This window comes from Citrobacter sp. Cb041 (assembly GCF_030336655.1).
GTDB lineage: Bacteria > Pseudomonadota > Gammaproteobacteria > Enterobacterales > Enterobacteriaceae > Citrobacter > Citrobacter braakii.
The window spans coordinates 217813-236516 of record NZ_JAOWDD010000036.1 but is presented as its reverse complement, the minus strand read 5'-3'; the positions used below and the strand labels follow the sequence as shown (position 1 = coordinate 236516).

Annotated in this window: 19 protein-coding genes; 11 read left to right on the top strand and 8 right to left on the bottom strand. The window is 53.1% G+C overall.

Annotated features, from left to right (window positions below; all coding sequences use genetic code 11):
- The first annotated feature begins 96 nt into the window (after positions 1 to 96).
- The 6 genes from OGV52_RS09840 to ghrB all read left to right on the top strand — a co-directional run bounded on the left by OGV52_RS09840 (position 97) and on the right by ghrB (position 6016).
- A complete protein-coding gene (locus OGV52_RS09840; protein WP_016157720.1) occupies positions 97 to 759 on the top strand; it encodes an OmpA family lipoprotein in 663 nt (220 codons plus the stop codon).
- 101 nt (positions 760 to 860) lie between these two features.
- Positions 861 to 1877 (top strand): LacI family DNA-binding transcriptional regulator, encoded by a 1017-nt coding sequence (locus OGV52_RS09835; protein WP_005133828.1) that lies wholly within the window; start codon positions 861 to 863, stop codon positions 1875 to 1877.
- Positions 1878 to 1976: 99 nt separating this feature from the next.
- Positions 1977 to 2726 (top strand): sugar phosphate isomerase/epimerase family protein, encoded by a 750-nt coding sequence (locus OGV52_RS09830; protein ID WP_287108438.1) that lies wholly within the window; start codon positions 1977 to 1979, stop codon positions 2724 to 2726.
- Between the two features lie 3 nt (positions 2727 to 2729).
- Positions 2730 to 3668: a sugar kinase gene (locus OGV52_RS09825; protein WP_141875769.1), complete on the top strand. Its 939-nt coding sequence runs from the start codon at positions 2730 to 2732 to the stop codon at positions 3666 to 3668.
- 70 nt (positions 3669 to 3738) lie between these two features.
- Positions 3739 to 5019 (top strand): MFS transporter, encoded by a 1281-nt coding sequence (locus tag OGV52_RS09820; protein WP_003827389.1) that lies wholly within the window; start codon positions 3739 to 3741, stop codon positions 5017 to 5019.
- Positions 5020 to 5041: 22 nt separating this feature from the next.
- Complete coding sequence (gene ghrB / locus OGV52_RS09815) at positions 5042 to 6016, top strand: glyoxylate/hydroxypyruvate reductase GhrB (protein ID WP_016154914.1); 975 nt, start codon at positions 5042 to 5044, stop codon at positions 6014 to 6016.
- A 58-nt stretch (positions 6017 to 6074) separates the two neighbouring features.
- Here the strand turns inward: ghrB and OGV52_RS09810 are convergent, their stop codons facing one another.
- Positions 6075 to 6785, bottom strand: a complete 711-nt coding sequence (locus OGV52_RS09810) for a DUF3053 domain-containing protein (protein WP_016154915.1) — start codon at positions 6783 to 6785, stop codon at positions 6075 to 6077.
- Positions 6786 to 7165: 380 nt separating this feature from the next.
- Here OGV52_RS09810 and OGV52_RS09805 point away from each other — a divergent pair, with 380 nt between their 5' ends.
- The 3 genes from OGV52_RS09805 to cueP all read left to right on the top strand — a co-directional run bounded on the left by OGV52_RS09805 (position 7166) and on the right by cueP (position 8675).
- Positions 7166 to 7456: an HTH-type transcriptional regulator gene (locus OGV52_RS09805; RefSeq protein ID WP_016157726.1), complete on the top strand. Its 291-nt coding sequence runs from the start codon at positions 7166 to 7168 to the stop codon at positions 7454 to 7456.
- Positions 7457 to 7735: 279 nt separating this feature from the next.
- Positions 7736 to 7948, top strand: coding sequence for a transcription antiterminator/RNA stability regulator CspE (cspE, locus tag OGV52_RS09800; RefSeq protein ID WP_000014594.1), 213 nt, complete (start codon positions 7736 to 7738; stop codon positions 7946 to 7948).
- Positions 7949 to 8135: 187 nt separating this feature from the next.
- Entirely contained in the window at positions 8136 to 8675 is a 540-nt protein-coding gene (gene cueP, locus OGV52_RS09795) for a copper-binding periplasmic metallochaperone CueP (protein WP_049282790.1), read from the top strand.
- Positions 8676 to 8738: 63 nt separating this feature from the next.
- Here cueP and glyS read toward each other — a convergent pair whose 3' ends face one another.
- From glyS to OGV52_RS09780, 3 genes are all read right to left on the bottom strand, one after another.
- Complete coding sequence (gene glyS, locus OGV52_RS09790; RefSeq protein WP_016157728.1) at positions 8739 to 10808, bottom strand: glycine--tRNA ligase subunit beta; 2070 nt, start codon at positions 10806 to 10808, stop codon at positions 8739 to 8741.
- Between the two features lie 9 nt (positions 10809 to 10817).
- Positions 10818 to 11729 (bottom strand): glycine--tRNA ligase subunit alpha, encoded by a 912-nt coding sequence (glyQ, locus tag OGV52_RS09785; RefSeq protein WP_001168551.1) that lies wholly within the window; start codon positions 11727 to 11729, stop codon positions 10818 to 10820.
- A 95-nt stretch (positions 11730 to 11824) separates the two neighbouring features.
- Entirely contained in the window at positions 11825 to 12133 is a 309-nt protein-coding gene (locus OGV52_RS09780) for a YsaB family lipoprotein (RefSeq protein WP_047501335.1), read from the bottom strand.
- A 173-nt stretch (positions 12134 to 12306) separates the two neighbouring features.
- Between OGV52_RS09780 and OGV52_RS09775 the strand changes: the two genes are divergently transcribed.
- On the top strand, positions 12307 to 13302 hold the full coding sequence (locus OGV52_RS09775; RefSeq protein WP_235116995.1) for an acyltransferase: 996 nt from the start codon (positions 12307 to 12309) through the stop codon (positions 13300 to 13302).
- A gap of 40 nt (positions 13303 to 13342) precedes the next feature.
- Here the strand turns inward: OGV52_RS09775 and yiaA are convergent, their stop codons facing one another.
- The 4 genes from yiaA to xylA form a co-directional block, all read right to left on the bottom strand.
- The gene (gene yiaA, locus OGV52_RS09770; protein ID WP_016154922.1) at positions 13343 to 13780 is read right to left on the bottom strand and encodes an inner membrane protein YiaA; all 438 of its coding nucleotides are present in this window, start codon (positions 13778 to 13780) and stop codon (positions 13343 to 13345) included.
- Positions 13781 to 14149 carry an inner membrane protein YiaB gene (gene yiaB, locus OGV52_RS09765; protein ID WP_016154923.1) on the bottom strand — a complete coding sequence of 123 codons (369 nt, stop codon included), beginning with the start codon at positions 14147 to 14149 and terminating at the stop codon, positions 13781 to 13783.
- Between the two features lie 166 nt (positions 14150 to 14315).
- Positions 14316 to 15770 carry a xylulokinase gene (gene xylB / locus OGV52_RS09760; protein ID WP_016154924.1) on the bottom strand — a complete coding sequence of 485 codons (1455 nt, stop codon included), beginning with the start codon at positions 15768 to 15770 and terminating at the stop codon, positions 14316 to 14318.
- A 71-nt stretch (positions 15771 to 15841) separates the two neighbouring features.
- Positions 15842 to 17164, bottom strand: coding sequence for a xylose isomerase (gene xylA / locus OGV52_RS09755; protein ID WP_047501329.1), 1323 nt, complete (start codon positions 17162 to 17164; stop codon positions 15842 to 15844).
- Positions 17165 to 17525: 361 nt separating this feature from the next.
- Here xylA and xylR point away from each other — a divergent pair, with 361 nt between their 5' ends.
- A complete protein-coding gene (gene xylR / locus OGV52_RS09750; RefSeq protein ID WP_047501327.1) occupies positions 17526 to 18704 on the top strand; it encodes a D-xylose utilization transcriptional activator XylR in 1179 nt (392 codons plus the stop codon).

Below are 18704 nucleotides of genomic sequence, written 5' to 3'. Positions count from 1 at the left end.
TTCAGAGTGTTCCCTGGAATTTTCTTCATGTTCACACGTCATAATCAACCGCCACGGTCGCTGTGGCAAAGAAGAAAAAGTCATTAAGGAATTAAGATGAAGAAACGTGTTTTTGTTATTGCTGCCATCGTGAGCGGCGCCCTGGCGGTTTCTGGCTGCACAACAAACCCTTACACCGGCGAACGCGAAGCGGGTAAATCCGGCATTGGCGCGGGTATTGGCTCTCTGGTCGGCGCGGGTATTGGCGCACTCTCTTCTTCGAAGAAAGATCGCGGCAAAGGCGCGCTGATTGGTGCGGCGGCTGGCGCGGCCGTTGGCGGCGGTGTCGGCTATTACATGGACGTGCAGGAAGCAAAACTGCGCGACAAAATGCAAGGGACGGGCGTCAGCGTGACGCGCAGTGGCGATAACATTATCCTGAATATGCCAAATAACGTCACCTTCGACAGCAACAGCAGCAACCTGAAACCTGCGGGTGCCAACACCCTGACCGGCGTGGCAATGGTACTGAAAGAGTACAATAAAACCGCCGTCAACGTGCTCGGCTTCACCGACAGCACCGGCAGTCAGGATCTGAATATGCGCCTGTCGCAGCAGCGCGCGGACTCCGTGGCCAGCGCCTTAATCACTCAAGGCGTCGCCGCTAACCGTATCCGCACTCAGGGTATGGGCCCGGCAAATCCGATCGCCAGCAACAGCACGGCGGAAGGTAAAGCGCAAAACCGCCGCGTAGAGATCACCTTAAGCCCGCTCCAGTAACGTTTTGTGCCGGATAATGGCAGCGTCTTATCCGGCATGAAGCACTTGCCATCGTTGATTTTCGCGTTAAGGTGTTGTCACCAAATTTAGGGAAATCAGCGATGAGCAAATCAACACGGGCAACCATCAGCGATGTGGCGAAAGCCGCAAAAACCGGCAAGACCAGCATTTCACGCTACCTCAACGGTGAAAAGCACCTGCTTTCCGACGCGCTACTGGCCCGCATTGAACAAGCCATTGCCGATCTCGACTACCGTCCCAGCCTGATGGCAAGAGGCCTGAAACACGGTCGTACCCGTCTGATTGGTCTGATCATCGCCGATATTACTAATCCCTACTCCGTCAACGTGTTAAGCGGGATTGAAGCCGCCTGTCGCGATAAGGGCTTTACCCCGCTGGTGTGTAACACCAACAACGAAGTGGATCAGGAGCTGCATTATCTCGACCTGCTGCGCAGCTACCAGGTCGAAGGGATTGTGGTCAACGCCGTTGGAATGCGCGAAGAGGGGCTGAACCGCCTGCAACAGTCTGCGCTGCCGATGGTTCTGATTGACCGTAAAATTCCCGATTTTGCCTGTGATATGGTCGGGCTGGATAACACCCAGGCGGCAACGGTTGCCACTGAACATCTGGTCGAGCAAGGTTTTGAAGCCATCCTGTTCCTCAGCGAACCGCTGGGCATGGTGAATACCCGCCGCGAACGCCTGAGCGCTTTTCGCGCCACGCTCGCACAGTACCCCGGCGTTATCGCGCAAAATGCCGAAGTCCCGCTAACGGACAATACGCAACTGGATGACACGCTGCGCCAGTTTCACCAGCAGCATCGGGGGATGCGCAAAGCCGTTATCTCTGCCAACGGCGCTCTCACGCTGCAGGTTGCCCGCGCCCTGAAGCGCATTGGCCTTAACTGGGGCAGCGATATCGGCCTGCTCGGTTTTGACGAACTGGAATGGGCGGAGCTGGCGGGCGTCGGTATCACCACGTTGAAACAACCCACATGGCAGATTGGCTACACCGCCGTTGAGCAGGTTGTACGCCGAATTGATGGCGGCTCTGCTGCCATTCAGGAACAGGTATTCTCCGGCGAGCTGATCGTGCGCGGCTCAACCGCCCGTTAAATTTCCTTCGTGATGGTGATCATAAATTCGACATCATGAGCTTTTCTTTGGAACCGGTTCCATCTAGCGTTATAACAAGAATGCTAGTCTGGAGTTTCCATGAAAAGAAAAATTATGGTGGTTACCGCCGCCTACGGCTACGACCAGGTGCGGGCAGCAGGCGGGCAAACGGCAATGTTGCCCATCATTGCCGAAGCCGGTGCTGACGGCGTCGAAATCCGCCGCGAGTTATTAACCGACGCCGAGCTGAAAACGCTGTCCACAATGGCCTCTGCAATCGAACTCTTCGGCCTGCTGGCCTGTTATTCAGCGCCTGAACCGTTATTCCTTGAGGATGGGAACCTGAATCCCCGACTTCCGCAGCTCCTCGAAGAAGCGCAGGCCCTACAGGCGCTGTGGTTAAAAGTCTCTCTCGGTCATTTTTCCCATACCGAACAGTTCGACGATTTACGTGAATGGCTGGACAACAGCGGCATGGAGCTGGTTGTGGAAAACGATCAGACCGCCTGCGGACGCCTGCAGCCGATGCAACGCTTTAATGAAGCCTGTCAGACGCAAAACCTGCCGATATCTCTGACTTTCGATATGGGCAACTGGCTGTGGGTTGGCGACTCCCCGGAACAGGCCGCGCAGAACCTGGCGCCAACCGTCGGATATATCCATGTCAAAGCCGCAGTTACGCATCGCGATAGCTACCGTGCCGTACCGCCTGATGAAGCAGATTCACGCTGGCTGGCGCTGTTAAAAACGCTGCCCAACGATGTTCCGCGCGGTATTGAGTTCCCCCTGGAAGGGCAGGATTTGACGGCGGTTACCCGCCACTACGTCGAGCAGTTACGCGAGGAGTAACACATGAAAAATTCACTGGATGCGGTCACTATTGGTGAAGCGATGGCGATGTTTGTCGCCACGCAAACCGGCGAACTGACGGATGTAGAACAGTTTATCAAGCGCGTTGCAGGCGCTGAACTCAACGTGGCGACCGGTCTTGCTCGTCTGGGCCTGAAGGTCGGCTGGGTGAGCCGCGTAGGCAATGACAGTTTTGGTCGTTTTATCGTTAAGTCGCTGGAAAAAGAAGGGATTGATGCGCAGGGAGTTACCCAGGACGGGCGTTACGCTACCGGCTTTCAGCTTAAATCTAAGGTCGAAAATGGAACCGATCCCATTGTGGAGTATTTCCGCAAAGGGTCCGCCGCCAGCCACCTCAGCGTTGAGGATTATCACGAGGACTATTTCGCCAGCGCGCGCCACTTGCACCTGAGCGGCGTGGCGGCAGCGCTTTCTGCCAGCGCCTATGAACTACTGGCGCACACCGCCCGCACACTGAAAGCCCAGGGGAAGACCATCTCGTTCGACCCAAATTTGCGTCCGGTGCTGTGGAAAAGCGAAGCCGAGATGGTGGAAAAACTGAACCGGCTGGCATTCCAGGCTGACTGGGTTTTACCTGGATTAAAAGAGGGGATGATTTTAACCGGCCAACAGACGCCTGAAGCCATCGCCGACTTTTATCTGCGTCACGGAGTGAAGGCCGTGATAATCAAAACCGGGGCTGATGGCGCCTGGTACAAAACAGCCAGCGGTGAACAAGGTTGCGTTGCACCGGTAAAAGTCGACAACGTGGTCGATACGGTCGGCGCAGGCGATGGCTTTGCCGTGGGCGTTATCAGCGCCCTGCTGGAAGGCCGTTCGCTGCATCAGGCGGTGACCCGCGGCAATAAAATCGGCGCACTGGCCATTCAGGTTCAGGGCGACAGCGAAGGATTACCCACACGTGAACAATTAGGGGAATAAACTCCCGGCCAACTCTGTCTCTGTACCCTACATACAGAGGCGGCGTATCAGCATAACCAGAGGGCAGTCTATGAATAGCTCAACTAATGCAGCAAAACGCTGGTGGTACATTATGCCAATCGTGTTTATCACGTATAGCCTGGCGTACCTTGACCGTGCGAACTTCAGCTTCGCCTCCGCCGCCGGTATCAACGAGGACCTCGGCATTACCAAAGGGATCTCTTCCCTGCTGGGCGCTCTGTTTTTCCTCGGCTATTTCTTCTTTCAGATCCCTGGCGCGATTTACGCAGAACGGCGCAGCGTACGAAAACTGATTTTTGTCTGTCTGATCCTCTGGGGCGCATGCGCGTCGTTAACCGGTATGGTCAGCAATATTCCAATGCTTGCCGCCATCCGCTTTATTCTTGGCGTCGTTGAAGCCGCGGTGATGCCCGCAATGCTGATTTATATCAGCAACTGGTTTACGAAATCCGAGCGCTCGCGCGCTAACACTTTCCTGATCCTCGGTAACCCGGTTACCGTCCTGTGGATGTCTGTGGTTTCCGGTTATCTGATCCAGGCGCTGGGCTGGCGGGAAATGTTTATCATCGAGGGCTTCCCGGCCATCATCTGGGCGTTCTGCTGGTGGGTATTGGTAAAAGACAAACCGTCTCAGGTCGGCTGGCTGTCAGAATCTGAAAAAGCCGCCCTTCAGGCGCAACTGGAAAAAGAGCAGCAAGGCATCAAAGCCGTGCGTAACTATAGCGAGGCCTTCCGCTCACGTAACGTCATCCTGCTGTGCATGCAGTATTTCGCCTGGAGTATTGGCGTCTATGGTTTTGTCCTGTGGCTACCGTCGATTATCCGCAACGGCGGCGCAAATCTGGGCATGGTAGAGGTTGGCTGGCTGTCATCCGTACCTTATCTGGCGGCGACGGCGGCGATGATCCTTGTCTCCTGGGCCTCCGATAAGCTGCAAAACCGTAAACTGTTTGTCTGGCCGCTGTTATTGATAGCCGCTTTCGCTTTTATCGGCTCCTGGGCCGTGGGTGCAGACCACTTCTGGATTTCTTACACGCTGTTAGTTATTGCGGGTGCGGCAATGTACGCCCCATATGGCCCCTTCTTCGCCATCATCCCGGAAATGCTGCCGCGCAACGTCGCCGGGGGTGCAATGGCGCTGATTAACAGCATGGGCGCGCTAGGCTCATTCTTTGGTTCATGGTTTGTCGGCTACCTCAATGGCGCAACCGGCAGCCCATCCGCCTCGTACATTTTTATGGGGGTAGCGCTTTTTGTCTCAGTATGGCTAACTTTAATTGTTAAGCCTGCTAATAATCAGCAATTACCTATTGGCGCACGCCACGCTTAAATTTTAACTTACGGAGATTCGCATGAAGCCGTCCATTATTCTCTATAAAGCGTTACCTGACGATTTACTGCATCGCCTGGAAGAGCATTTTACTGTGACTCATGTGCCTAACCTGCGCCCGGAAACGGTCGCACAGCACGCCGAGGCTTTTGCCAACGCGGAAGGTCTGCTGGGTTCCAGTGAAGCCGTCAATACCGCCCTGCTGGAGAGGATGCCCAGGCTTCGTGCGACATCCACGATTTCCGTAGGCTATGACAACTTCGACGTCGATGCCCTCAACGCGCGTAAGGTGCTGTTGATGCACACGCCAACCGTGCTGACGGAAACTGTCGCCGATACGGTAATGGCGCTGGTGTTAAGCACCGCTCGCCGCGTGGTAGAAGTTGCTGAACGGGTGAAAATTGGCGAGTGGACCAAAAGTATCGGGCCGGACTGGTTTGGTACGGATGTACACCACAAAACGCTGGGGATTGTCGGCATGGGCCGTATTGGTCTGGCGCTGGCGCAACGCGCGCATTTTGGTTTTAGCATGCCGATTCTTTATAACGCGCGCCGTCATCACCAGGAGGCGGAAGAACGCTTCAACGCGCGTTACTGCGACCTCGATACGCTGTTGCAGGAGTCCGATTTTGTCTGCCTGATCCTGCCGTTAACCGCAGAAACGCATCATCTGTTTAGTACAGAACAGTTTGCCAAAATGAAGTCCTCCGCCATTTTCATTAACGCCGGGCGTGGGCCGGTGGTCGATGAAAAAGCGCTGATTGCCGCCCTGCAAAGCGGGGAAATTCATGCCGCAGGCCTGGATGTGTTTGAGCAGGAGCCATTACCGGCAGACTCACCGTTATTAGCGTTGCCAAACGTGGTAGCCGTACCGCACATAGGTTCAGCGACGCATGAAACGCGCTATAACATGGCGGCCTGTGCGGTGGATAACTTAATCGATGCGCTGCAAGGACGCGTTGAGAAGAATTGCGTGAACCCGCAGGTCGCGCCATAAACAAAAGGCCGGGTAGCGCTTACGCTTACCCGGCCTTTTATGTATTACAGCGCCTTCATTACTGAGCGGCATTCACCGCAGCAGTCCAGGCCTGATTAAATGCCTGATGCTGAGAGGCCAACGGGCCAATCAGCGTGTTGTACTGACTTGCCTGCTGTGAAGTTGGGAACTGGATACCGTTAGCGACAAAGCTCACCTGCGTATCCTGCTGTGCCACAAAATCACCGACCTGCACTAACTGCTGCGTGAAGATTTGCGCGGCAGGGATCAGCGGCTGTAGCGCCTCTGAAGGTACAGTGACGACTTTATTGTAGACCTGGTCAAAGACCGGCTTCAGATCCTCGCCCTGCTTCAGCGCGCCATGCGCAGCATCTGCCTGCAGTTTCGCATTCTGCAACTGTTGCCCTAATACGCCCAACGCACCATTTGCCTGACGCAGCGGTTCACGCTGAGTCACATAATCCTGAGGAACACGAATCGCATTTACGCTATCAACCACCGGGCGCAGACCGGAGTCCATTGCCTGATTAACCTGCTGCGAATAGCCATACAGAATCGCGTAATCGGACACAAACGGGCCAAACTGTTTTTTCTGATCGGCGGTCAGCGTTGGTAAACGCTCTCCGCTACGCATTGCAGTATTCTGCAGAAAATCGATAAACGCTTTGCGTTGATCGCCTTCTTTATCAAAACACCCACTCAGGCCAACTACCATTAAGAGCGCCAAAACAGGCGCAAACCAGCGAGAGCAGGACTTACCTGTCGCCATTTTAATACTCCTTTCACCCAAAAATGCGCACAACGACACCCGCGTGCCTGACGTTGACAAGGATAGTCCAGGTCAGCCCCGCAAGATACCCTTTCCGCGTAATCTTGTGGGGGAAAATAACCGCTCCCGCCACCCATCGTTTTGCTAAACAATGCGCCATTTACCACACGACGTCATATTTTAGTCATCTTTACAATCGGGATCGATCGTTCGCAGATCACGACCTTTATCAGTTCGTTAGCCTGCAAAAGATTGTCGACCCCGATCCGCTGAAACGAATCCATCACACAAACCTAAAATCCGGCTTCATTTTTTCCGACTACTCTTAATGAGCTTCGATGAAATTCACGATCCCGCTGTGTGATTTGTAGGAGTTCTCAATGGAATACAAAGATCCTATGTTTGAACTGCTGAGCAGTCTGGAGCAGATTGTTTTTAAAGATGTATCGCAGACGGTTACTCTGACGCAAAAAACCAACCCTTTCACCGAATTTGAACAGCTACGACGAGGGACAGGTTTAAAAACAGATGATTTTGCCCGGGTGATGGGCGTGACGGTCGCGACGGTTCATGAATGGGAGTCTAAACGCGTAAAGCCTTCCAATACCGAATTGAAGTTAATGCGCCTGATTCAGGCAGACCCAAGATTAAGTAAGCAACTGATGGATTGAACTATTTTTTAATTTTACTTATGAACGGTCCTGTAAAAGGGCCGTTCCCTTAAGGGGGTTATCCACAAAAAAGAAAATAGTAGTTGCATCCACATGCGTAAAATGAGTTAATGCCCTCAACGGTTTGACGTACAGACCATTACAGCAGTTAGTAAGGCAAGTCCCTTCAAGAGTTATCGTTGATACCCTTCGTAGTGAGCATTTCCTTTACTGTTAAAAAATCTGTAAAGCACGCCATATCGCCGAAAGGCACACTTATTTTTTAAAAGGTAATACACTATGTCCGGTAAAATGACTGGTATCGTAAAATGGTTCAACGCTGACAAAGGTTTCGGCTTCATCACTCCTGACGATGGCTCTAAAGACGTGTTCGTACACTTCTCTGCTATCCAGAACGATGGCTACAAATCTCTGGACGAAGGTCAGAAAGTTTCCTTCACCATCGAAAGCGGCGCTAAAGGCCCGGCAGCTGGCAACGTAACCAGCCTGTAAGCTTAAAAAGCTCAAAATTCTGAATCCCTGCCAAACGGCGGGGATTTTTTTTATCTGTACTTCGCAAGACTCCCCGCCCAAACGCTTCTTTGCATTACTTTACCCGTCCTCCCTTTGACCTTTCCCTAAGGGCAAGCTTTATAGTGAGCCAGTCTGTATTCCACAATATTCACAAGGAATTGAAGCTATGTCGAAATCCTCACTGCTGCTGGTTTTAGGTTTGCTCACAACCGGTAGCGCGTTCGCAGCAACTCCGGAAGCTGCTTTTCTGGCGGAACACGGGCTCAGCGGTAAATCCGTCGAGCAAATCGTCGAGACCATTGACCAGTCGCCACAGAACCGCCCGCTGCCGTACTCAGCATCAATCACCAGTACCGAACTGAAGCTCTCTTCGGGCGATCAGATTTATACCCTACCGCTCGGTGACAAGTTCTATCTGTCATTTGCCCCTTATGAATGGCAAACACATCCTTGCTTCAACCACAGCCTTTCTGGCTGCCAGGGCGAAATGCCGGAGAAGGCATTCAATGTCAAAGTGACGGATAACAAGGGTAAGGTGGTGGTACAAAAAGTGATGAAGAGTGGTCGAAATGGCTTCGTCGGGGTATGGCTACCGCGCAATATGGCAGGCACAATCGCGGTAAGTTACAACGGTAAAACGGCGGAGTATCCCATCAAGACGATGGAAGACAGCCAGACCTGTCTGACAAAATTACAGCTGCGCTAACTACATACAAAAAAGCCGGATGGCACAATGCTTATCCGGCTTTTCTAAGTCAGCTCAGGAGCGTTACTGCAGCAGAGAAATATCCGCTACGCGCAGGAACAGTTCGCGCAGTTTTGCGAGCATAGACAGACGGTTAATACGCAGATCTTTATCTTCCACGTTGACCATCACTTTCTCGAAGAACGCATCAACCGGTTCACGCAGTTCCGCCAACTCAACCAGCGCTTCCTGGTAACGACCAGCTGCAAAGACAGGCTCCAGCTTATCGCGCAGCACCACAACCTGCAGCGCCAGCGCAATTTCTTCCGGCTCTTTCAGCGTTGCCGAATTTACGCGGTCATTCAGCGTCTCTTCAGACTTCGCCAGGATGTTCGATACACGCTTGTTCGCTGCAGCCAGCGCGGACGCGGCCTCCAGCGTACGGAAGTGCGAAACCGCCTTCATACGTGCGTCGAAATCAGCCGGACGAGTCGGACGACGCGCCAGTACTGCCTGAATGGTATCGACGGTGTAACCTTCATCCTGATACCAGGCGCGGAAGCGACCAAGCATAAAGTCGATCACATCATCCACCACGTTGGCGTTAGTCAGCTTGTCGCCATACAGACGAACCGCTTCTTCGGTCAACGTTTGTAGATCCAGATTCAGGTTCTTCTCAACGATGATACGCAGTACGCCCAGCGCGGCACGACGCAGCGCAAACGGGTCTTTGTCGCCTTTTGGATGCTGACCGATACCGAAGATACCCGCCAGGGTGTCCATCTTATCGGCAATCGCCACGGCACAGGCAACCGGGTTAGACGGCAGGTCATCACCGGCAAAACGCGGCTGATACTGCTCGTTCAGCGCCACAGCGACATCTTCCGCTTCACCATCGTGACGCGCGTAGTGCATGCCCATCACGCCCTGAGTATCGGTGAACTCGAAGACCATGTTGGTCATCAGGTCACACTTGGACAGCAGGCCAGCACGCGTTGCGTGGTTAACGTCAGCGCCAATCTGACCAGCAATCCAGCCCGCCAGCGCCTGGATACGGTCAGTCTTGTCGCGCAGCGTACCCAGTTGCTGTTGGAACAGCACGGTTTGCAGACGCGGCAGATGGTCTTCCAGACGTTTTTTACGGTCAGTATTGAAGAAGAATTCGGCATCCGCCAGACGCGGACGAACCACCTTCTCGTTACCGGAGATGATTTGCTGCGGGTCTTTGGATTCGATGTTGGCAACGAAGATAAAATTCGGCAGCAGTTTGCCGTCGTTCGCGTATACCGGGAAGTACTTCTGGTCACCTTTCATGGTGTGTACCAGCGCTTCGGACGGAACAGCGAGGAATTTCTCTTCGAACTTCGCGGTCAGCACGACCGGCCATTCCACCAGCGAGGTGACTTCTTCCAGCAGGCTTTCACTCAGATCGGCGTTGCCGCCAATTTTACGCGCCGCGTCTTCGGCATCGGCTTTGATTTTGGCTTTACGCTCAGCGTAATCCGCAATCACTTTGCCGCGCTCACGCAGAATTTCTGGGTACTGATCGGCATTATCGATGGTGAACTCCGGCTCGCCCATAAAGCGATGCCCGCGGATCACACGATCGGACTGAATACCCAGAATAGTTGCCGGAATAACTTTATCGCCCAGCAGCAACGTCACGGTGTGAACCGGACGCACGAAGTGAACGTCAGACGCGCCCCAGCGCATCAGTTTCGGGATCGGCAGCTTCGCCAGTGAGGTGGCGATCATGTTCGGCAGCAACGCTTCAGCGCTTTCGCCTTTCACATGCGCGCGATACAGCAGCCACTCGCCTTTGTCGGTGGTCAGACGCTCAGCCTGATCAACCGTGATGCCACAGCCACGCGCCCAACCTTCGGCCGCTTTGCTCGGTTTACCTTCGGCGTCAAACGCCTGGGCGATAGCCGGGCCGCGTTTTTCTACTTCACGGTCGGGTTGTGCTTCAGCCAGGGCAGCGACTTTCAACGCCAGACGACGCGGCGCGGCGAACCACTCCACGTTGCCGTGCGCGATGCCAGCATTATCCAGCTCCGCGGTAAAGTTCGCAGCAAAGGACTCAGCCAGGCTGCGCAGTGCTTTTGGTGGCAGCTCTTCAGTGCCGATTTCCACCAGAAAAGTTTTCTCAGACATGGCCGCCTCTTATTTGTCTTTGTTGCACATCGGGAAGCCAAGGGCTTCACGGGAAGCGTAGTAAGCTTCTGCCACTGCTTTGGTCAGGGTGCGAATACGCAGGATATAGCGCTGACGCTCGGTGACTGAGATGGCTTTACGCGCATCCAGCAGGTTGAAGCTATGGGCGGCTTTCAGAATACGTTCATACGCAGGCAGCGGCAGCGGATTTTCCAGCGCCAGCAACTGCTGCGCTTCTTTCTCGTACTGCTCGAAGCAGGTGAACAGGAAGTCCACGTCGGCGTATTCGAAGTTGTAGGTGGATTGCTCCACTTCGTTCTGATGGAACACGTCGCCGTAAGTGGTTTTACCCAGCGGGCCGTCGCTCCAGACCAGGTCGTAAACGCTGTCTACGCCCTGAATGTACATGGCCAGACGTTCCAGACCGTAGGTAATTTCCCCGGTCACTGGTTTACATTCCAGACCACCAACCTGCTGGAAGTAGGTGAACTGCGTGACTTCCATACCGTTCAGCCACACTTCCCAACCCAGACCCCAGGCACCCAGCGTTGGGTTTTCCCAGTTATCTTCTACGAAACGGATATCGTGAATGGTCGGGTCCATACCCAGCTCTTTCAGAGAACCCAGGTACAGCTCCTGAATGTTGTCCGGAGACGGCTTAATCACTACCTGGAACTGATAGTAGTGCTGTAAGCGGTTCGGGTTTTCGCCATAGCGGCCGTCGGTCGGACGACGAGAAGGCTGCACATAAGCAGTCGCCATCGGTTCCGGCCCCAGCGCCCGCAGGCAGGTCATTGGGTGAGATGTCCCCGCGCCGACTTCCATGTCCAATGGTTGAACGATGGTGCAGCCCTGGCGAGCCCAGTAATCCTGTAAGGTCAGGATCAAGCCCTGGAAGGTCCTGGTATCAAACTTTTGCATATTATTTCGTGCTGGATACGTGTGGATTTAAAGGAAGCGGTCAGTATACCCGCTGGCTGCAAGATATACAGTACGAAACGGGAAAAAGGGGGAACTTAGCGCATGGAAAGGTGTAAAAACTGCCCGTCTGCATCAAAAGAGCAGACAAAACTCTCTTTACGGAAGGTAGAACCACGCATCTCATAGCTGCCCTGAAATTGTTCCAGACCGGAGATATCAATTTTCTGCACACCAGTGTTGTAGATTTGTGCCGCCTCATTTTTACACAGTGACTCCATATCCAGCGAACGTGTTGCACTGACTTTGATCTTTTGCGCCTTCTGCGCGGGTGCAGGCGACTGGGTGTCGGCGCACGCAACCAGTAAAAGGGTAACGATCGCGGAAAAGAAATACTTCATCATCATTTTATTACCGCCTGGTTTGCTGGTCAGTCTTATTATTAAGTGTCTGGAAACGGATGCTATTTTGAGAATCTCATCAGACCATCTCAAGCTTTAGCGTAAGAACTCGGATTTTTCCAGTGAGCTACGCTCGCAAAATTTCGGTCAGACTTTTTTTAATGGATACAGAGGAACTGATGCAGCCCAAAATATTCTGGATTGATAACCTGCGCGGGATAGCCTGTCTCATGGTTGTGATGATCCACACCACGACCTGGTACATCACCAATGCGCAAAGCGTCAGCCCATTGAATTGGGATCTGGCCAATGTGCTCAATTCAGCTTCTCGCGTCAGCGTCCCGTTGTTCTTTATGATTTCGGGCTATCTGTTTTTTGGCGAGCGCAGCGCCAAACCGCGCCATTTCATGCGCATTGCGCTCTGCATCCTGTTTTACAGCAGCGTGGCGCTGGCCTACATCCTGCTGTTTACCTCGATCAACGCTGAGCTGTCGCTGAAAAACCTGCTGCAAAAGCCGGTGTTCTATCACCTGTGGTTTTTCTTCGCGATCGCCGTAATCTACCTGGTTTCCCCGCTGATACAGGTAAAAAATATCAGCGGCAAGATGCTGCTGGCGCTTATGGTGGTGATTGGGGTGATTGCCAATCCCAATACCGTCTCACAAAAAATTGGCGGTTTTGAGTGGCTTCCCATCAACCTGTACATCAGTGGCGACACGTTCTACTACATCGTGTACGGTATGCTAGGCCGAGCGATTGGTATGATGGATACGCACAAGCGCGCACTTACCTGGCTCTGTGCGGCGTTGTTTATCACCGCAGTGTTTATTATTTCTCGAGGCACGTTGCATGAACTGCGTTGGCGAGGCAATTTTGCCGATACCTGGTATCTCTATTGCGGCCCGGCGGTGTTTATTTGTGCCGCCTCCCTCCTGACGCTGGTCAAAAATACGCTCAGTACGCGCACTCTGCCGGTACTGGGCCTTATTTCCCGCCACTCCCTGGGCATTTATGGCTTTCATGCGCTGATCATTCACGCGCTACGCACCAACGGTGTAGAACTCAAAAACTGGCCGCCGCTGGATATGCTATGGATTTTTAGCGCCACGCTGGCGGGAAGTTTACTGTTGTCTGTAATGTTGCAGCGCATCGATACGCGCAGACTGGTGAGCTAACAATAAAAGCCCTCGATCGGTAACCATCGAGGGCATACGATCACTCCGTAAAATCGTCTGCGACTGCCAGCGTTTCTTTTGGATGCTCAAAGCCACTATCACGGATATTTTTCTGCACCGCAACGGTACCAAACAGGCTTAAAAAGAAGGCCAGGCCGTAAAACCCTTTCTCGTTTAGCAGCAGCGTGGCATTCCACAAACCGATAACCAACAACGCAACCGCAATAATAAACGCGGCAAGACAGGTTATGTAGTAAATCGGCGTTGTCGGGATCCCCTCATATTTATCCCGTACCGTCTTTTGATACGACGCAGCAGAAAACAAACCAAGCACCAAAACAGCAAAGTAATACCCCTTTTCGTTCAACTGCATATCGGCATTCCACAACCCCAGCAGATAAACCACAATGCCGCCGAGAAGCGCGACCCATGACACAATACTAAATGCCGGTGAATAAGTTGATGTCCTGTTTTCCATTTAGAGGTCCTGTCCTTTAGATAAATATTCTGCTGAACGCATGAGTAAAACTTGCCCCAGTAAACATACGATGAATGCCACCGGGAACAGCCCCTTTTCGAGGGGGGATAATGGGACATTCAATACGCCCACCAACAGCACCCCTACCGTGATGAGCGCCACCATCTGACATACAGAGGCGAAGTGTTCATCGTTCTGATTGAGATTATCTGCACGCTGATAAACGTACGTCACAAACATTCCCGTCATCAGCACGGCAAAAAAATAGCCTTTGCTACTCAATAACGGGCATGCCCGCCATAAGCCAATAACGTAAATAAATGCACCAGAGAAGAATAATATCCATGGCAACAGCCTTGTCGTCTTCATTGGGACCTCCTTATCCATCATGGATACAATATGAATAACCCGCTAAAGACAACACAGAAAAGGTCACTACGCCGGACTTTCAGAATAAATTCATGCGCGCTAATTATTAATTAGATTGAAATATATATTTGATAAATCCCCTCTGTTTACCAGAGGGGATTTAGGGTCAGGACATCAGCGGGTGTAATTGCTGATAGATTTGGCGGAAGGTTTCCCGACGCTGTTGGTAAAGGGCATGGCGCTCGACATCAGGATAATGCGCCTGCTCCAGCGTAAGCTGAGGTAGAAGGTCTGATAATGGCTGCTGCGGATTAATGGCAATTTGCGCCAGACGCGCCGCACCGAGAGCAGGGCCGACATCGCCGCCGGTACGGTAATCCAACTGCAATCCGCTGATGTCAGACAGCATCTGACGCCAGTATTCGCTGCGCGCCCCGCCGCCAATCAGCGTAATGCTGGAGGGCTGCACGCCGCAGGCGTGTACCACGTCCATACCCTCAGCCAATGCAAAACCAACGCCTTCCAGCACCGCCTGTGCCAGCTCCGCCGGACCATGCTGATGCGTCAGACCGAAAAATACGCCCTTCGCCTGCGGGTTGTTGTGCGGCGTACGTTCACCGGACAGATAGGGTAAAAACCAGACCGGCTCAGCGTGTTCATCCGCCTGTTGCGCTGCGGCAATCAACGCAGGAACGCTCGCCAGTCCGGTTAATTTTGCCGCCCAGTCCAGGCAGGATGCCGCACTTAACATCACGGACATCAGGTGCCATCGTTCAGGCAATGCATGGCAAAAGCTATGGACCGCGCTTTCCGGTTTGCTGAGAAAGCCGTCGCTGACCGCAAAATAGACCCCGGAAGTACCCAGCGATAGCATCGCCTGACCGGCATTCATCATGCCCACGCCAACCGCCCCCGCTGCGTTATCCCCACCTCCGGCGACCACCGCAACCTCCTGCATTCCCCAGGCCCTGGCGACTGCTGGCAACAATGTTCCGGTAATCTCACTGCCTTCATAGAGCGCAGGCATATGCGCACGAGTCAGCTTACAGGCTTCCAGCATGACATCACTCCAGTCACGCTTCGCAACATCCAGCCACAGGGTACCAGCCGCATCAGACATATCGCTGGCGAAATCGCCGGTCATACGCAGGCGCAGGTAGTCTTTCGGCAGCAGGACTTTATCAACCCGGCTAAAAATCTCCGGTTCGTGGCGCTGTACCCACAGCAGCTTTGGCGCGGTAAAGCCAGGCATCATCAGGTTGCCGGTGATGGCACGAGACTGCGGAACCAGGCTCTCCAGCATGACGCACTCTTCGGCGCAGCGACCATCGTTCCACAGGATAGCCGGGCGCAATACCTTCTGTTGTTCATCCAGTAGCGTCGCGCCGTGCATCTGTCCGGCAATCCCCAACGCTTTCACCTCGCGAAGTGAATGCTGCCGACCCAGGGCTTTCACAGCGCGATCCGTTGCCAGCCACCACTGCTCAGGGTCTTGTTCTGACCATAACGGGTGCGGACGCGAGACGGTGAGTTTCTCCGTTTGCGAAGCGACCACATCGCCCTGCTCGTTGAGCAGAATGGCCTTTACGCCTGATGTGCCAAGATCTATCCCGATATACATAGGGCATCGTTCCTTAAAGAAAGGCCCGGTCGCGCGAGCTGACCGGGCTTACGGACATGCTCAGAGACCCGTTATTTGTCGAACAAATAATGGTTCACCAGATTTTCCAGCAATTCCTGATGACCGCTCTGGTGCACTGGCGCCAGGTTGTGTTGTTCAGCGTACTGCGCAATTTCCGTCAGCGTCATCTGCCCTTTCAGAATTTGCTGGCCCAGCTCACCATTCCAACCGGCATAACGTTTAGCCACGCGCTGATCCAGACCACCGTCTTCAATCATACGCGCCGCAATTTTCAGCGACAGCGCCATGGTATCCATCGCACCAATATGACCATAGAACAGATCGTATTTATCGGTACTCTGACGACGAACCTTGGCATCGAAGTTCAGGCCACCGGTGGTGAAGCCGCCGGCTTTCAGGATTTCGTACATCACCAACGCATTCTCTTCTACGCTGTTCGGGAACTGGTCAGTATCCCAGCCCAGTTGCGCGTCCCCACGGTTGGCATCGACAGAGCCAAACAGACCCAGTGCGATAGCGGTGGCGATTTCGTGATGGAACGAGTGACCCGCCAGCGTGGCGTGGTTGGCTTCGATATTCAGTTTGATCTCTTTTTCCAGACCGAACTGCTTGAGGAATCCGTATACGGTCGCCGCATCGTAATCGTACTGGTGCTTGGTCGGTTCCTGCGGCTTCGGCTCGATAAGCAAAGTGCCCTGGAAACCGGTTTTGTGTTTGTGTTCCACGACCAGTTGCATGAAGCGACCAATTTGCTCACGTTCCTGCCGCAGATCGGTATTCAGCAGCGTTTCATAGCCTTCACGACCGCCCCACAGAACGTAGTTTTCACCGCCTAATTTATGCGTGGCATCCATAGCCGTAACCACCTGCGTGGCGGCCCAGCTGAACACTTCTGGATCCGGGTTCGTGGCCGCGCCCGCGCCGTAACGTGGGTTGGTGAAGCAGTTTGCCGTTCCCCACAGCAGCTTCACGCCGCTCTGCTCCTGTTTTGCCGCCAGTACATCAACCATCTGCGCAAAATTGTTTTTGTACTCTTTCAGCGACGCGCCTTCCGGCGAGACATCCACGTCATGGAAGCAGTAGTAGGGCACGTTCAGTTTGTGGAAAAACTCGAACGCCACGTCCGCCTTGCGCTTCGCTAATTCCAGCGCTTCACCGGGCTGCTGCCACGGACGATCGAAGGCACCCATACCGAACATATCCGCACCGTTCCAGCAGAAGGTATGCCAGTAGCAGGCAGCAAAACGCAGATGATCTTCCATGCGCTTGCCCAACACGATTTCGTCTGGGTTGTAATGACGAAATGCGAGCGGGTTGGTGGACTGAGTTCCTTCAAAACGTACACGATCGAGTTGGTCAAAATAAGCCGGCATAATAAGCTCCATAATCAGGTAATACGGCAAGTAAACTGCGATATGGCTATACTGGAATTTCCTGATTTATTGCTCAATTACGTTATTTCACACCGCAATTAAGAGAATACCCAAACGTGCGCTGGCTCCCAAAAAAACGCGCTGAAAAAAGAAATAAAAAGGCGATCACGATCGAAGGTTAGCCATTAAACAAAAAACCGTAATGCGCAGATAAAAAATGACAATTGTCATCCCGCTAGCAGTATGTAAATTTTGCGTAGCCTCAGGCAATCAGGAAATTTGTCACGCTTCATCAAGCAGTCGTACCTGCGGTTTTGCTAGTATCGACAGGCCCACGTTAACCTTTCCAGGACAGGTTCTTATGTTTGATAAACGTCACCGCATCACTCTGTTATTTAATGCCAATAAAGCCTATGACCGCCAGGTGGTAGAAGGAGTGGGTGAATATTTACAGGCATCGCAATCCGAGTGGGATATATTCATTGAGGAAGATTTCCGCGCCCGTATCGATAATATTAAAGACTGGTTGGGCGATGGCGTTATTGCTGATTATGACGATGATGATATTGCGCAATTACTTGTCGATGTCGATGTTCCGATCATCGGCGTTGGGGGTTCCTACCATCTGCAGCAAGATTATCCATCAGTACATTACATTGCCACCGACAACCACGCGCTGGTAGAAAGCGCTTTCCTGCATCTGAAAGAGAAAGGGATTAACCGCTTTGCGTTTTACGGCCTGCCTTCCTCAAGCGGTAAACGCTGGGCCGCAGAACGTGAATATGCGTTTTGCCAGTTGGTTGCCAAAGAGAAGTACCGCGGCGTCGTCTATCAGGGGCTGGAAACCGCACCGGAGAACTGGCAGCACGCGCAAAATAGGCTGGCGGACTGGCTGCAAACTCTGCCGCCGCAAACCGGCATTATCGCGGTCACCGACGCGCGGGCACGACACGTCCTGCAAGTCTGTGAACACCTGCATATTCCCGTACCGGAAAAACTGTGCGTGATAGGGATAGACAACGAAGAATTGACCCGTTACCTGTCACGGGTAGCGCTGTCATCCGTGGCTCAGGGAGCCAGACAGATGGGATATCAGGCCGCAAAACTCCTGCATCGTATGCTGGCGAATGAAGAACTGCCGCTGCAACGCATTCTGGTTCCACCGGTGCGTGTTGTAGAACGTCGTTCAACCGATTACCGCTCCTTGACCGATCCAGCGGTAATTCAGGCGATGCACTTTATTCGTAATCATGCCTGTAAAGGCATTAAGGTTGAACAAGTGTTGGACTCAGTAGGGATTTCACGTTCGAATCTGGAGAAGCGCTTTAAAGAAGAGGTCGGAGAGACCATTCACGCCGTGATTCATGCCGAAAAGCTGGAAAAGGCGCGCAGCCTGTTGATTTCTACCACGCTTTCAATCAACGAAATTTCACAGATGTGCGGCTACCCATCTCTGCAGTATTTCTATTCGGTATTTAAGAAAGAGTACGACACGACGCCAAAAGAGTATCGCGATGTGAACAGTGAAGTGTTGCTATAA